Raw genomic sequence first — 13,476 nt, 5'->3', positions numbered from 1 at the left:
AAGACGGGCACACTGGCGCCCATGCAATGGGACATTTTCTGCAGGGTCATCGACAACCACGGCGACCTCGGCGTGTGCTGGCGGCTGGCCACCCAACTGGCGGCGCTCGGCGAGCGCGTGCGCCTGTGGATCGACGACGCCACGGCGCTGCACTGGATGGCCCCCACAGGCTGCGAAGGCGTGAGCGTGATCGACTGGCTCGAGCCCGCCGCCATCCGGCAAGCCGTGGCAGCCCCTCCGCCCGATGTGCTGGTCGAGGCCTTCGGCTGCGAGCCGGCGCCCGAACTGATCGCGCGTTTTGCCGAGCCGCAGACCCCGGGCGGGCCGGGCCGGGCGTGGATCAATCTCGAATACCTGTCGGCCGAGCCGTATGTCGAACGCCTGCACGGCCTGCCCTCGCCCGTGTTCAAGGGGCCCGGCACGGGATTGACGAAGCGCTTTTTCTATCCGGGCTTCACCCCCGCCACGGGGGGGCTGCTGCGGGAGCCCGGCCTGCTGGAGCGAAGAGCATGCTTCGACCGCGCGCAGTGGCTGGCGGCGCAGGAAATTCCCTGGCGCGATGGCGAACGCCTGGTGTCGCTGTTCTGCTACGAGCCCCCGGCGCTGGCGACCCTGCTCGAGCAACTGGCAGCAGGTTCGCAGCCCACGCGGCTCCTGGTCACCTCGGGCCGCGCCGCGCATGCGGTCAGGGCATTCTTTGCCGACAGGAAACAGCCGGACCAGGGGCTCTCGGGATTCGGCGCGCTATCAATTTCATACCTGCCCTATCTCACCCAGACTGATTTCGACCATCTCCTGTGGGCCTGCGACCTGAATTTCGTGCGCGGCGAGGATTCGCTCGTGCGGGGCCTGTGGGCTGGCGCCCCGCTGGTCTGGCAGATCTACCCGCAGGACGACGACGCGCACCACGTCAAGCTCGGCGCCTGGCTCGACTGGCTGGGCGCCCCGCCGTCGCTGCGGCAGTGCCACCATGCCTGGAACGGGTTCGACAGCAACCCGCTGCCCCCTCTCGAAACACACGGCCCATGGCGTGAAACCGTGCGGGCCGCCCGCGATAGGCTGTGCGCGCAAGAGGACTTGGTCACTCAATTACGGCATCTGGTCGCCGGAAAAAGCTAAAATAGCGGGCTTTGCGGATTTCGGCCCGGATTTACACAGATCCGAGATGCTCTCCGCCAAACCTGCCGCGGGACATGTACCGTGGGGCCAATGAGGCCGGCAAGACACGCCGGCAAGACCTTGCAAACCACATTGCAAACGTCGCCGATGGCTCCGCGCACCGAGCGGCCAACATCCAGAGAACCTGATATGAAAATCGCTCAAGAAATCCGCGCCGGCAACGTCATCATGCACGGCAAGGACCCGATGGTCGTCCTCAAGACCGAATACAGCCGCGGCGGCCGCAACTCCGCCACCGTGCGCATGAAGCTCAAGAGCCTGATCGCCAACTTCAACACCGAAGTGGTCTTCAAGGCCGACGACAAGATCGACCAGATCGTGCTCGACAAGAAGGAGTGCACCTACTCCTACTTCGCCGACCCGATGTACGTCTGCATGGACACCGAGTACAACCAGTACGAAGTCGAAGCCGAGAACATGGGCGACGCGCTCAACTACCTCGAAGACGGCATGCCGGTCGAAGTGGTGTTCTACGACGGCAAGGCCATCTCGGTCGAACTGCCGACCAGCGTCGAGCGCGAAATCACCTGGACCGAGCCGGCCGTCAAGGGCGACACCTCGGGCAAGGTGCTCAAGCCCGCCAAGATCGCCACCGGCTTCGAAGTGCCGGTGCCGCTGTTCGTCTCGCAAGGCGACAAGATCGAAATCGACACCCGCACCGGCGAATACCGCAAGCGCGTCTAAGCCCTGCATCCTGCTGGCTGGCCAGCACCAAAACGACAAAGGCTCCGCAAGGAGCCTTTTTCCGTTGATGGGTTTACCCTTTTGCCCATGAACACGTCCGCCAGCGTCCGCACCGACATCGATGGGCCGGTCAGCACCATCGTCATGAGCCGCCCGAAGCAGCGCAACGCAGTCGACCGGCCCATGGCCGAGGCGCTGTGCGCCGCCTTCGAAAGCTTCGAAGCCGATGAAAGCCAGCGCGTTGCCGTGCTCTGGGGCGAGCACGGCACCTTTTGCGCCGGCGCCGACCTGGGCGCGGTCGGCGACCCCGCGCGCCGCAACGAACTCGACCCCGAAAGCGGCGGCACGGGCCCGATGGGCGCGACCCGCATGGCGCTCGCCAAACCCCTGGTCGCCGCCATCAGCGGCCATGCGGTGGCCGGCGGCCTGGAGCTCGCGCTGCTGGCCGACCTGCGCGTGGCCGAGGAAGATGCCGTGCTCGGCGTGTTCTGCCGTCGCTGGGGCGTGCCGCTGATTGACGGCGGCACGGTGCGGCTGCCGCGCATCGTCGGCATGGGCCGCGCGCTCGACCTGATCCTGACCGGGCGCGCCGTGAGCGCCCAGGAGGCGCACGCAATGGGCCTGGTCAACCGCGTGGTGCCGCCAGGCGGCGCCCGCCAAGCGGCCGAAGCGCTCGCGCGCGAGATCGCGTCGTTCCCGCAGAATTGCATGCTGGCGGACCGGCATTCCGCCTACGCCCAGTGGAACCTGCCGCTGGCCGATGCGCTGCGGCAGGAAGGCCGGCTCGGCGTGCCGATCGTCGCGGCCGAGGGCGCAGCCGGCGCCGAGCGCTTCGTTCGAGGCGCGGGGCGGCACGGCGCTTTCTGAGCCGCGGGGCACCGCGTCCCCGACGCTGCACAATGCTGCAAGTCTTCCTGCCCGATTTCCCCCATGAACAACACGCACGACCTTCACGACAAGCGCCTCGCGGACGCCTGGGCCACCCTCAAGGCACACTCCGAAAAAGGCCTTCCGCTCGATCTCGATCCCTCGCGCCTCGCCTTTGCCGATCCGGAATTCCTGCTGCGCCGCGAAACCCGCGGCATCCGCATGCAGCTCGAGCTGATGAAACCCGACCTGGAGCAGCGCGCCCACGGCATCGAGAACACCGTGGTGGTGTTCGGCAGCGCGCGCTTTCGCAGCGAGGAAGAAGCAGCCGCGCTGGTCGCGCAGGCCGAAGCCGCCGGCGATGCCGTGGCGGCCGAGCGCTGGCGCCGCCTGGCGCGCAGTTCGCACTACTACGAGAAGGCGCGCGCCTTCGGCAAGCTGGTGGCGGAGTACAGCAACGGCAAGGAACCCGAGGACAAGCTTTTTGTCTGCACCGGCGGCGGCCCCGGCATCATGCAGGCGGCCAACCGCGGCGCGCACGAAGGCGGCGGCCTCTCGGTCGGCCTGGCCATCGCGCTGCCGATGGAAGAAGAAGCCAACCCCTACGTCACGCCGGCGCTGAGCTTCAAGTTCCACTACTTCGCGATCCGCAAGATGCACTTCATGATGCGTGCGAAGGCGCTGGTGGCGTTTCCGGGCGGCTTCGGCACGCTGGACGAGCTGTTCGAGGTGATCACGCTGGTGCAGACCCGCAAGTCGAAGCCGGTGCCGATCGTGCTGTTCGGTTCGGCCTACTGGAAGAAGCTGATCGACTTCGACTTCCTGGTCGAGGAAGGCGTGATCTCGCCAGCCGACGTGAAGCTCTTCGAGTACGTCGACGCGCCCGAAGATGCTTGGGATGCGATCAAGCGCTTCTACAAGCTGTGATGCTCAGAATGCACAGCTGAGGTGGACCCAGCCAGCGATCAGCGTGAGGAAAACGGCGCCCATCGGCATTGCGAAGTGAATCCACATGCCGGCCGGCAGTTCGGCCTTTGGCCATGGCTGAGCAGTCCCGGGCTCGAGTTCACCGACGAGCCAGTGACTGGCGCGGCGATGGTCGTAGCTTGTGAAACGCGTCTCGATGGAACTGAATTGTCTCAAGCTCTTTTGCGACACCGGCTGGAGAGGGAATTCCATGGCCTCGCTGATGGAAACAAACGGCACCCAAAGCAGCGCCAGCGCGAACGGCAGTCCCAGGACACAGAGTAGCGCGAGGTCCACGCGCCACAGGCCACCGCAACTGCTCGAGGCGGCGAGGAACACCCCCATCCCGACGCAGCAGATCGCAAAGCCGAGCGCAAACCATCCCGCTGTCAGTGCGAAACCCGCTGTGCGCAGGGCAAGCGCCTCATTCAGCGAGCGCGCCCTGGGAAGAGGACGCTCGACGGCGTAGATCGTGCAGCCGCCCTTTCGGAGGGTGCTGCAGTGAAGACCCCAGGCGGAGAACACGCCTCTGGCCTCATAGCCGGCGGCCTTGACTTCATGGCCCTTCAAAGCCTGCACGTCCGGCGCCCAATCCTGGCATGGATCGCGGGCTTGGTCGATCTTGCAGAAGAGGATGGGGTCCGCTTCGTTGTCGAGACGGATTTCAAACAGCTGCGCACGGTGAAAGACCGTCAGGTGTTTCGTGGCGCTGCTTGCCGCGTCGTCGTAGGTGTACTTCTCCACGTGCTCGATCGCGTCGAAGACCTTGACGCCGGAAACCTTTCCCGAAGCGACGCGCCGGACGGTCCGGTGCGACACCCCTATCGCTCGCGCAATTGCCCTCAGGCCATAGGTCCAGCGAACCCAGGCTTGCCACGCCCATTCGATCAACAACGGGTAGTCCGAAACGAGGTCACCGGCAGGGACTGGAGGGCGCGGCGCCTGCGCCGCCTTGCCGTCCTTCCTCATTGCGAAACCTTCAGCCCCCAGGTCGCCCGCGCCCCCAGCGCAACCACGCCGCCCACCACCCAGAAGACACCCGCGATCCCGATCAGCGCGCCGATCGAGCCGAACAGCATCGGCATGGCCACGCTCGATGCGTTGATGGTCATGAGCCGCAGGCCCAGCGCCTCGCCGTGCCGCGCATGCGGCGTGATCTGGTGCAGCATGCTCATCACCATCGGCTGTACCGCGCCGAGCGCAAAGCCCAGGATCACCGAGCACAGGCCCATGCCCAAGGCCGAGTCGAGCAGCGGGTAGACCGCGAACACCAGCGCCGTGACGAGGGTGGAGCTCAGGATCACGCTGCGCTCCGAAGCGCGCGAGGCCACCAGCGGCAGCACCACCCGGATGGCCGCCGCCGCAATGGCGAAGGCGCCGAGAATGGAGCCGATCACCGACGCGCCGATGCCGCGGTCATGTCCCAGCACCGGCAGCACGAAGGCATGCACGTCCCAGCTCGACGACTGCAACCAGTTCACGAACAGCAGGCGGCGGAACATCGGCTCGCGCAGCAGGTCCCAGGCCCGCGTGGGCACGGCGCCGGCGGCGGGTGCGACAGGCGGCGGCTCGTGCGCGCCGCGCGCAAGCAGCCAGCAGACGATGGGAAAAGCCGCCATCACCGCGAAGCAGACCCGGTACGCCAGCATGTCCGCGGGTGCGCGTCCCGCATGGTCGATGAGCAGGCCGGCGACGAACGGGCCGACGAAGTTGGCGACCGCGGGCGCAATCGCAAGCCAGCTGAACACCCGCTTGAGCTGCGTGGCGTTGGTCGCGGAGCGGCCCACGTGGCGCTGCAGCGCGATGACGGTCGCGCCGGTGGCACCGCCGGTCAGCAGCGCCGCGATGCACATCATCGGAAAGTTCGGGAAGACGAGCACGAGTCCCGCACCGACCGAGGCCGCAACGACCGAAAGCCACAGCGGCCGCTTGAATCCGTACCGGTCGGCAAAGCGCCCGGCCGGCAGCGCCAGGAACACCTGCGTGAGCGCGAACAGCGCGATCAGCACACCGACGGCCGCTGCGCTGTAGCCTTGCTGCAGCGCCAGCAGCGGGGTCGCGAGCCGCATGCCGGCCATGGTGGCGTGCAGGCAGACCTGGGCGCCGATCACGCGCAGCAGTTCGGAGCCTTTCACGGGGTGTCGTCGCCCTCGCTGTCGGCCGTGGGAGGCAGCAGCACCTGCGACTGGGCCTCGGGCAGCGCCTCGACCTTGCGCAGTGCCAGGCGCATCTGCTTGGCACGCGTGTCGGCCTTGTCGAGCGTGTCGGAGGCCTTGGCCACCTGCTCCTTGATGCGCGAGACCCATTCGCCATAGCGCTCGAACTCGGTCTTGACCGCGCCCAGCACCTTCCAGACCTCGGAGGCCTGCTGCTCGAGCGCCAGCGTGCGAAAGCCCATGTGCAGGCTGTTGAGCATGGCAAGCAGAGTGGTGGGGCCGGCCAGCGTCACGCGGTGCTGGCGCTGGATGGCATCCATCAGGCCCGGACGGCGCAGCACCTCGGCATAGAGGCTCTCGACCGGCAGGAAAAGAATGGCGAAGTCAGTGGTGTGCGGCGCCGCCAGGTAGTTCTCGGCGATCGAGCGCGCCTCGACGCGGATGCGCGCTTCGAGCGCCTTGGCCGCCAACTCGGCGCCGGGCGCATCGGCGCGCTCGTGCGCGTCGATCAGGCGCTCGTAGTCGTCGCGCGGAAACTTGGCGTCGATCGGCAGCCACACCGGAGCGCCGTCGTCGCCGCGGCCCGGGAAACGGATCGCGAAGTCCACGCGCTGTCCGCTGCGTGGCTTGGTCTCGATCTGCTTGGCGTACTGCTCGGGCGTGAGCACCTGCTCGAGCAGCGCCTCGAGCTGCACCTCGCCGAACACGCCGCGCGTCTTCACGTTGGTCAGCACGCGCTGCAGGCTGCCGACGCCGACCGCCAGCGTCTGCATCTCGCCCAGGCCCTTGTGCACCTGCTCGAGCCGGTCGGCCACCTGCTTGAAGCTCTCGCCCAGGCGGGCTTCGAGCGTGCTCTGCAGCTTCTCGTCGACGGTCTTGCGCATCTCGTCGAGCTTGGCGGTGTTGCTCTGCTGCAGCTGCGCGAGCTGCGCTTCCATGGTCGCGCGCACTTCCGACAACCGGCGCGCATTGGATTCGCTCAGGCCCTGGAGCTGGGTGTTGAGCGTGTCGGCCAGCGTCTTCTGCAACGAGGCGAGCTGCAGCGAGAAGGCATCGAGCTGCGCGTTCTGCGTGCGGGTGGCTTCGGCGCCCTGCTGCACCAGGGCCTGCTGGAAGGTGGCGAAGGCCTGCGCGGTTTCCTGCCGCGCGCCGCGCGAGCTTTCGCCGATTTCGTGGCGCAGCTCGCGCTCGGTGCGTTCGTTGGCGGCGCCCATGGCGGACAGCACGGAGAGCAGTTCACTGTGGTCGGGTGCTGGCTGGCGGCGTGCCAGCAGCCAGACCGCGAGCACCAGCTGGACCACCGCAAGGGCGGCCAGCAGAAGAAGAATCAGGGAAGTGTCCAAGGTGGCGATGAGGGTCCGTGTTTGTCTGTCGATTTACTTGGCGGCGGGCGGAACGGGCGTGACAGGCGTCAGCGCTCCCTTGCCGCCGAACCAGGCGATGAGGTTGTCGGCCGCGAGATCGGCCATGGCGCGGCGCGTGGGCACCGTGGCGCTCGCGATGTGCGGCGTCAGCACCACGTTGGGCACGGTCAGCAGGTCGGGGTGGACCTTGGGCTCGCCTTCGAACACATCGAGCCCCGCAGCAGCGATGCGCTTCTCGCGCAGCGCCACGGCCAGCGCCGCGTCGTCGACAATGCCGCCACGCGCGATGTTCACCAGCGTGGCGGTCGGCTTCATCAGCGCGATCTCGGCCGCGCCGATGGTGTGGTGCGACGCCGGCGAATACGGCACCACCAGCACCACGTGGTCTGCGGTCCTGAGCAGCTCTTCCTTGCCCAGGTAGCTGGCCTTGCATTCGGCTTCGAGCGCGGCATCGAGCCGCGAACGGTTGTGATAGACCACCTTCATGCCGAAGCCGTGCGCGCCGCGCTTGGCAATGCCCTGCCCGATGCGGCCCATGCCGATGATGCCGATCGTGGAGCCGTGGATGTCGGAGCCCGCGAACATGTCGAAGCTCCACTTCTGCCACTTGCCCGCGCGCAGGAAGTGTTCGCTCTCGGTGATGCGGCGTGCCGTGGCCATGAGCAGCGCAAAGCCGAAGTCGGCCGTGGTCTCGGTGAGCACGTCGGGTGCGTTGGTGCCGAGCACGCCGTGCGCGGCCATGGCATCGACGTCGAAGTTGTTGTAGCCCACGGCCATGTTGGCGCAGATCTTCAGGTCGGGGCAGGCGTGGAGCAGCGCGGCATCGATGCGCTCGCTGCCGGTGGTGAAGGCGCCCTGCTTGCCTTGCAGTTTGGCGATCAGCTGCTCCTTGCTCCAGCTTTCGTCGGCCTGGTTCGATTCGACCTCGAAATGCTGCGAGAGGCGCTCGATGGTTTCGGGAAAGATCGCGCGTGCGACCAGGATCTTGGGCTTGCTCATGATGTCTGCTCTCAACGGAAGAAGATGAAGGTGGAAAGAACGAACAGCGGAATCAGGACGGCCACGGACCAGCCCATGTACCCGAAGAAGCTCGGCATGCGCACGCCGCGGCTCTCGGCAATGGCCTTGACCATGAGGTTGGGCGCGTTGCCGATGTAGCTGTTGGCGCCCATGAACACGGAACCGGCCGAAATTGCGGCCAGCGTGGCGGCGTAGGTGGTCATGAGCGCGGCCGGGTCGCCGCCCGCGGTGTTGAAGAACACGAGGTAGGTCGGCGCGTTGTCCAGGAACGAGCTCAGGATGCCGGAAGCCCAGAAATACATGGCCGGATCAGGCTGGCCGTCGGGCCTCGTCACGGCCGCGATCACTGCCGCGAACGGCCCGTGCGCGCCGGCCTTGAGCATGGCGATCACCGGGATGATGGTCAGGAAGATGCCCGCGAACAGCTTGGCCACCTCGGCCATCGGCCCCCATTCGAACTGGTTGTCGGCATGCACCTTGGCCGCGGTGGTCTTGAACGAGAGCAGCGTGATGGCGATGAGCCCGGCGTCGCGCACCAGCCCCGGCAGCCCGACGTGCGTGCCGAACACCTCGAACCCGGCGGGCGATTTCCAGACGCCGGAGAGCAGCACGAAGAAGATGATTCCGCCCAGCAGCCAGAAGTTGGCGGCGCCATCGAAGCCGATGCGCGGGGTGTCCGGCGTCGGGTCGAACGGCAGCACGCCCTCCTTGCGGTAGTGATGGCGGTCGATGACGTAGAACAGCGCGAGCAACGTACCGACCAGGAACAGCGTTTCGGGCAGGATGTTGCGCGCCGTCCAGAAGAAATCGACGCCCTTCAAAAAGCCGAGGAACAGCGGCGGATCGCCGAGCGGCGTGAGCGAGCCGCCCGCATTCGAGACGATGAAGATGAAGAACACCACAACGTGCGCCTTGCTCACGCGGTTGTCGTTGGCACGGATCAGCGGGCGGATCAGCAGCATCGAAGCGCCCGTGGTTCCCATGAGGCTCGCGAGCACCGCGCCGATGGCAAGGATGGCCGTGTTGAGGCCGGGCGCGCCGTGCAGATTGCCGCGGATGTGGATGCCGCCCGCCACCGTGAACAGCGCCGTGAGCAGGATGATGAAGGGAATGTATTCCTCCACCAGGGCGTGCACGAACTGGGCGCTGGCCATCGGTGCGCCGTGGATCGCGGCAAAGGGAAGCAGGAACGCCAGCGCCCAGGCGGCGGAGATCTTGCCGTAATGGTGGTGCCAGACCGAAGGGGCCAGCAGCGGCATCAGCGCGATCGACAGCAGGAGGCCCGCGAACGGAACGCCCCAGAGCGCCGACAGCTTGCTGCCGTCGAGCTCGGCCGCCATGGCCAGCGCGGGGAACATCATCGGCAGCACTGCGGCTGCCGCAAGGCGGACTGTTTTTTTCATGGAGCGGTACCGTACCAGACGGGCGTCAGGCCGGCGGCTGCTCGATCTCGAACACCTGGCGCAGGTAGGCCAGGTATTTTTCGTCCTCGCACATGTTCTTGGAAGGGGTGTCCGACAGCTTGGCCACCGGCTGGCCGTTGCAGTTGATCATCTTGATGACGATCTGCAGCGGCTCGTAGCCGAGGTCGTTGGTGAGGTTGGTGCCGATGCCGAACGCCAGCTGGCATCGGCCGCGGAACTGCTGGTAGAGCTCGACGGTGCGCGGCACCGTGAGGCTGTCGCTGAAGATCAGCGTCTTGGTGCGTGGATCGACCCGGTTGGCGATGTAGTGGGCCAGCATGCGTTCGCCCCACTGGAACGGATCGCCGCTGTCATGGCGCGCACCGTCGAACAGCTTGCAGAAATAGAGGTCGAAGTCGCGCAGGAAGGCGCTCATGCCGTAGACATCGGACAGCGCAATGCCGAGGTCGCCGCGGTATTCGCGGGCCCAGCTCTCGAAGCCGAAGATCTGGCTGTCGCGCAGCCGCGGGCCGAGCCCCTGGCAGGCCTGCAGGTATTCATGCGCCATGGTGCCGAGCGGAATCAGGCCGAGCTTCATGGCATAGAGCACGTTGCTGGTGCCCGCGAGCTGGGGCAGCCGCGCGCCGGGCTCGGCGTGCGCCGGCGGCGAGGTGACGGCGCCGAGCCTTGCGTTCAGCGTGCGCAGCACCTCTTCATGCCAGTCCTTGGAAAAGCGGCGGCGCGTGCCGTAGTCGGCAATCTTGAGGTCCGACAGGCCGGCATCCTGCAGCTGCCCGATCTTGGTCTCCAGTCGCCGCCGGCCTTCCTCGAAGTCGGGCTTCTTCTGCGTGTTGCGGAAATAGACCTCGTTCACGATGGCCAGCACCGGAATCTCGAACAGGATGGTGTGCAGCCACGGGCCCTTGATGCGGATCTCGAGCTCGCCCGAGGGCTGGGGCGTGATGCTGATGTACTTCTCGTTGAGCCGGAACAGGCCCAGGAAGTCGACGAAGTCGCTCTTGATGAAGCGCATCGAGCGCAGGTACGCCAGCTCGGCGTCCCGGAACTGCAGCGAGCAGAGGCTTCGCACCTCTTCGCGGATCTGCCCCGCGAATTGCGCCAGGTCGATGCCGGGATTGCGGCACTTGAACCGGTACTCGACCCGGGCGCCCGGGAAGTGATGCAGCACGACCTGCATCATGGTGAACTTGTAGAGGTCGGTGTCGAGCAGGCTGTGAATGATCATGGTGCGGCGCGCGTTGTCCCAAGCTTTTCGGCGTGCGTTCGATTATCACGGGCGCCGTCGGCTTGTGCCTACGGCGCCAGCCCAGGGCGTCCTACCGCCAGGGTGAATGGCCCCCGCGACAGTCCGTTCACGGCAGCCGGGGAGCTTGCCGAATCCATCTTTTCAAGGAGATTCGCATGAACAAGGACACCATCGAAGGCAACTGGAAACAGCTCAAGGGCAAGGTCAAGGAGCAATGGGGCAAGTTGACCGACGATGACTTCGACGTGATTGCCGGCAAGCGCGACCAATTGCTCGGCCGCATCCAGGAACGCCACGGCATCAGCCGCGACGAGGCCGAAAAACAGGTCCGGGACTGGGAAACGCGCGACGGCCGCACGCCGGAAGCGCTCTGGTACGAAAAGTACTGAACGAAGCCTGCGGCAAGAAAAACGGCGCCCTCGCGAGGGCGCCGTTTTTCTTGCCCGGCCCTTCAGCGCAGTGAATCGACCACGCGCTGCAGCGCCTCGGGAAGCGGCACCGGCCGCTGCGTCGCCCGGTCCACATACACATGCACGAAGTGGCCCTGTGCGGCTGCGGTGTCCGCGCCTTGCGCAAAGAGCGCGATCTCGTAGCGCACGCTCGAGCGCCCGGCCTGGGCCACCCGGATGCCGGCCTCCACGGTCTGGGGAAACGCAATCGGGGCGAAATAGTTGCATTGCGTCTCGACCACGAAGCCGATGGTCTGCCCCTGGTGGATGTCGAGCGCGCCGCGTTCGATCAGCAGCGCATTCACCGCCGTGTCGAACCAGCTGTAGTAGACGACGTTGTTGACATGGCCGTACATGTCGTTGTCGGCCCAGCGCGTGGGAATGCTGCGGAACGCGCGGTAGCTGCTTCGGGAATGCGGCGTGGGTTTGGGGGCAGAGCTCATCGCGCGGCATTTTGCCAGCGGCGCCAGTAGTCGAAGGCTACCCTGAAGGTGCCCAGTTGCACCTGCACCGTCTCTGCAATGTCGCTGGCGTAGCCTCCGGCCATCGCGAAGGCCAGCGGAATGCGGCGCTGCCAGGCCCAGTCGAACACCCGCCGGTCACGCGCCTCCAGGCCATCGAAGCTCAGCTTGAGCCGGCCGAGCCGGTCGCGCTCGAAGGGGTCGGCGCCCGCCAGGTAGATCACCAGGCCCGGCGAGAAGCGCCGGTCCAGTTCGTCGAGCGCGTGCTCGAGCGCGGTGAGGTAGTCGGCATCGCCGCAGCCGTCGGGCAGCTCGACGTCGAGGTCGCTCGCCTCCTTGCGGAACGGAAAGTTCTTCTGCCCGTGCAGCGACAGCGTGAAGACGCTCGCATCACCGCGGAAGATGCTGGCCGTGCCGTTGCCCTGGTGCACGTCCAGGTCGATCACCGCGACCTTGAGCTGCCGGCCTGCGCGGCCGTGCTCCGCCTGCATCAGCCGCGCGGCCACCGCGGCGTCGTTGAAGACGCAGAATCCGCCGCCCTTGTCGGCATAGGCGTGGTGCGTGCCGCCGGCCATGTTGGCCGCCACGCCGCCGGCAAATGCCGCGCGGCAGGCCGCGATGGTCGCCCCGGTGGAACGGCGCGAGCGCTCGACCATCGCCTCGCTCCAGGGGAAGCCGATCTCCCGCATGGCCTGCGGGCTCACGCTGCCGTCGCTGATGGCGGCGATCCACTGCGGGGTGTGGGCCAGCGCCAGTTCGCCGTCGGTGGCACGCGGGGCCTGGTCCATGTCCACCGCCGGCAGGTGCTCCAGCAGGCGGTCGCGCAGCAAGGCATAGCGGGACATCGGGAAGCGGTGGCCCGGGGGCAAGGGCAGGACGAACTGGCCGGAGTAGAACGCGCGCATGGCCCGCATTCTGGATGCCGGAGCGAATTTAGAAAGTGCGTTCTAAATTGCTGCAAAGCAGCAAAACCCCCTTGATCGAAAAGCCGTGCTGCCTATACTTGAGGCTATGCTGCACCGCAACATAGAAAATGGACGACGAGGCAGCGCAACGTGAACCGACCACCTTTCATCCTTACCGGAGATTCCAAAATGGCCCTGACCGCTGACCAAATCCTCGCCGCCCAAAAAGCAAACCTCGAAACCCTGTTCGGCCTGACCACCAAGGCCTTCGAAGGCGTCGAGAAGCTCGTCGAACTCAACGTGACCGCTTCCAAGGCTGCCCTGACCGAAGCACAGAGCACCGCCCAAGCCGCCCTGAACGTCAAGGACGCACAGGAACTGCTGACGCTGCAAGCCAGCCTGTTCCAGCCCCTGGCCGAAAAGACCGCTGCCTACAGCCGTCACCTCTATGACATCGCCCAGGGCACCGGCGCCGAGTTCACCAAGGCTTTCGAAGCCAAGGCCGCTGAAGCCCAGCAAACCTTTGTCGGCCTGGTCGACAGCGCTTCCAAGAATGCACCCGCCGGCTCGGAAACCGCCGTTGCCGTGCTGAAGAGCGCCGTGGCTGCCGCCAACAACGCTTTCGAATCGGTCCAGAAGGCCGTCAAGCAAGCGTCGGACGTTGCCGAAGCCAACTTCAACGCCGTGTCGACGCAAGCCGTTGCCGCCGCGAAGACCGCGACCACCTCGCGCAAGCGCTAAGCTGCCGACCACCA

Annotated in this window: 14 protein-coding genes; 6 read left to right on the top strand and 8 right to left on the bottom strand. The window is 66.5% G+C overall.

Annotation, left to right across the window (positions count from 1 at the left end; translation table 11 throughout):
* Positions 1-21: 21 nt before the first annotated feature.
* From earP to RZE77_RS08755, 4 genes are all read left to right on the top strand, one after another.
* Positions 22-1,119: an elongation factor P maturation arginine rhamnosyltransferase EarP gene (earP, locus tag RZE77_RS08770; protein WP_319441516.1), complete on the top strand. Its 1,098-nt coding sequence runs from the start codon at positions 22-24 to the stop codon at positions 1,117-1,119.
* Between the two features lie 189 nt (positions 1,120-1,308).
* Positions 1,309-1,863, top strand: coding sequence for an elongation factor P (gene efp, locus RZE77_RS08765; RefSeq protein WP_012746921.1), 555 nt, complete (start codon positions 1,309-1,311; stop codon positions 1,861-1,863).
* An 87-nt stretch (positions 1,864-1,950) separates the two neighbouring features.
* A complete protein-coding gene (locus tag RZE77_RS08760) occupies positions 1,951-2,730 on the top strand; it encodes a crotonase/enoyl-CoA hydratase family protein (protein ID WP_319441515.1) in 780 nt (259 codons plus the stop codon).
* 63 nt (positions 2,731-2,793) lie between these two features.
* Positions 2,794-3,657 (top strand): LOG family protein, encoded by an 864-nt coding sequence (locus RZE77_RS08755; RefSeq protein WP_319431182.1) that lies wholly within the window; start codon positions 2,794-2,796, stop codon positions 3,655-3,657.
* 3 nt (positions 3,658-3,660) lie between these two features.
* Here the strand turns inward: RZE77_RS08755 and RZE77_RS08750 are convergent, their stop codons facing one another.
* Genes RZE77_RS08750 through pncB form a run of 6 tightly spaced genes read right to left on the bottom strand, consistent with a single transcriptional unit; the run spans position 3,661 to position 10,885 of the window.
* Positions 3,661-4,665, bottom strand: coding sequence for a hypothetical protein (locus tag RZE77_RS08750; protein WP_319441514.1), 1,005 nt, complete (start codon positions 4,663-4,665; stop codon positions 3,661-3,663).
* Positions 4,662-5,831: an MFS transporter gene (locus tag RZE77_RS08745; protein WP_319441513.1), complete on the bottom strand. Its 1,170-nt coding sequence runs from the start codon at positions 5,829-5,831 to the stop codon at positions 4,662-4,664. Before RZE77_RS08745 ends, RZE77_RS08750 begins: the two co-directional genes overlap by 4 nt.
* The gene (locus RZE77_RS08740) at positions 5,828-7,195 is read right to left on the bottom strand and encodes a DNA recombination protein RmuC (protein ID WP_319441512.1); all 1,368 of its coding nucleotides are present in this window, start codon (positions 7,193-7,195) and stop codon (positions 5,828-5,830) included. Before RZE77_RS08740 ends, RZE77_RS08745 begins: the two co-directional genes overlap by 4 nt.
* Before the next feature lie 33 nt (positions 7,196-7,228).
* The gene (locus RZE77_RS08735) at positions 7,229-8,215 is read right to left on the bottom strand and encodes a 2-hydroxyacid dehydrogenase (RefSeq protein WP_319441511.1); all 987 of its coding nucleotides are present in this window, start codon (positions 8,213-8,215) and stop codon (positions 7,229-7,231) included.
* A gap of 11 nt (positions 8,216-8,226) precedes the next feature.
* A complete protein-coding gene (locus RZE77_RS08730) occupies positions 8,227-9,639 on the bottom strand; it encodes a sodium:proton antiporter (protein ID WP_319441510.1) in 1,413 nt (470 codons plus the stop codon).
* 25 nt (positions 9,640-9,664) lie between these two features.
* Positions 9,665-10,885 carry a nicotinate phosphoribosyltransferase gene (gene pncB, locus RZE77_RS08725; protein ID WP_319441509.1) on the bottom strand — a complete coding sequence of 407 codons (1,221 nt, stop codon included), beginning with the start codon at positions 10,883-10,885 and terminating at the stop codon, positions 9,665-9,667.
* A gap of 176 nt (positions 10,886-11,061) precedes the next feature.
* Here pncB and RZE77_RS08720 point away from each other — a divergent pair, with 176 nt between their 5' ends.
* Positions 11,062-11,295, top strand: coding sequence for a CsbD family protein (locus tag RZE77_RS08720; RefSeq protein ID WP_307654477.1), 234 nt, complete (start codon positions 11,062-11,064; stop codon positions 11,293-11,295).
* Between the two features lie 62 nt (positions 11,296-11,357).
* Here the strand turns inward: RZE77_RS08720 and RZE77_RS08715 are convergent, their stop codons facing one another.
* Positions 11,358-11,798, bottom strand: a complete 441-nt coding sequence (locus tag RZE77_RS08715) for an acyl-CoA thioesterase (protein ID WP_319441508.1) — start codon at positions 11,796-11,798, stop codon at positions 11,358-11,360.
* Positions 11,795-12,721 (bottom strand): histone deacetylase family protein, encoded by a 927-nt coding sequence (locus RZE77_RS08710; protein ID WP_319441507.1) that lies wholly within the window; start codon positions 12,719-12,721, stop codon positions 11,795-11,797. The genes RZE77_RS08715 and RZE77_RS08710 overlap by 4 nt, the downstream gene beginning before the upstream one ends.
* A 189-nt stretch (positions 12,722-12,910) precedes the next feature.
* On the opposite strand from RZE77_RS08710, the gene RZE77_RS08705 reads away from it, so the two are divergent.
* Positions 12,911-13,462, top strand: a complete 552-nt coding sequence (locus tag RZE77_RS08705) for a phasin family protein (RefSeq protein WP_021006486.1) — start codon at positions 12,911-12,913, stop codon at positions 13,460-13,462.
* Positions 13,463-13,476: the final 14 nt, after the last annotated feature.

It is taken from the genome of Variovorax sp. SPNA7 (genome assembly GCF_033807855.1).
Lineage (GTDB): Bacteria > Pseudomonadota > Gammaproteobacteria > Burkholderiales > Burkholderiaceae_C > Variovorax > Variovorax beijingensis.
Note: the sequence above shows the minus strand (reverse complement) of the source record. Positions and strands in the feature narration are given on the sequence as shown.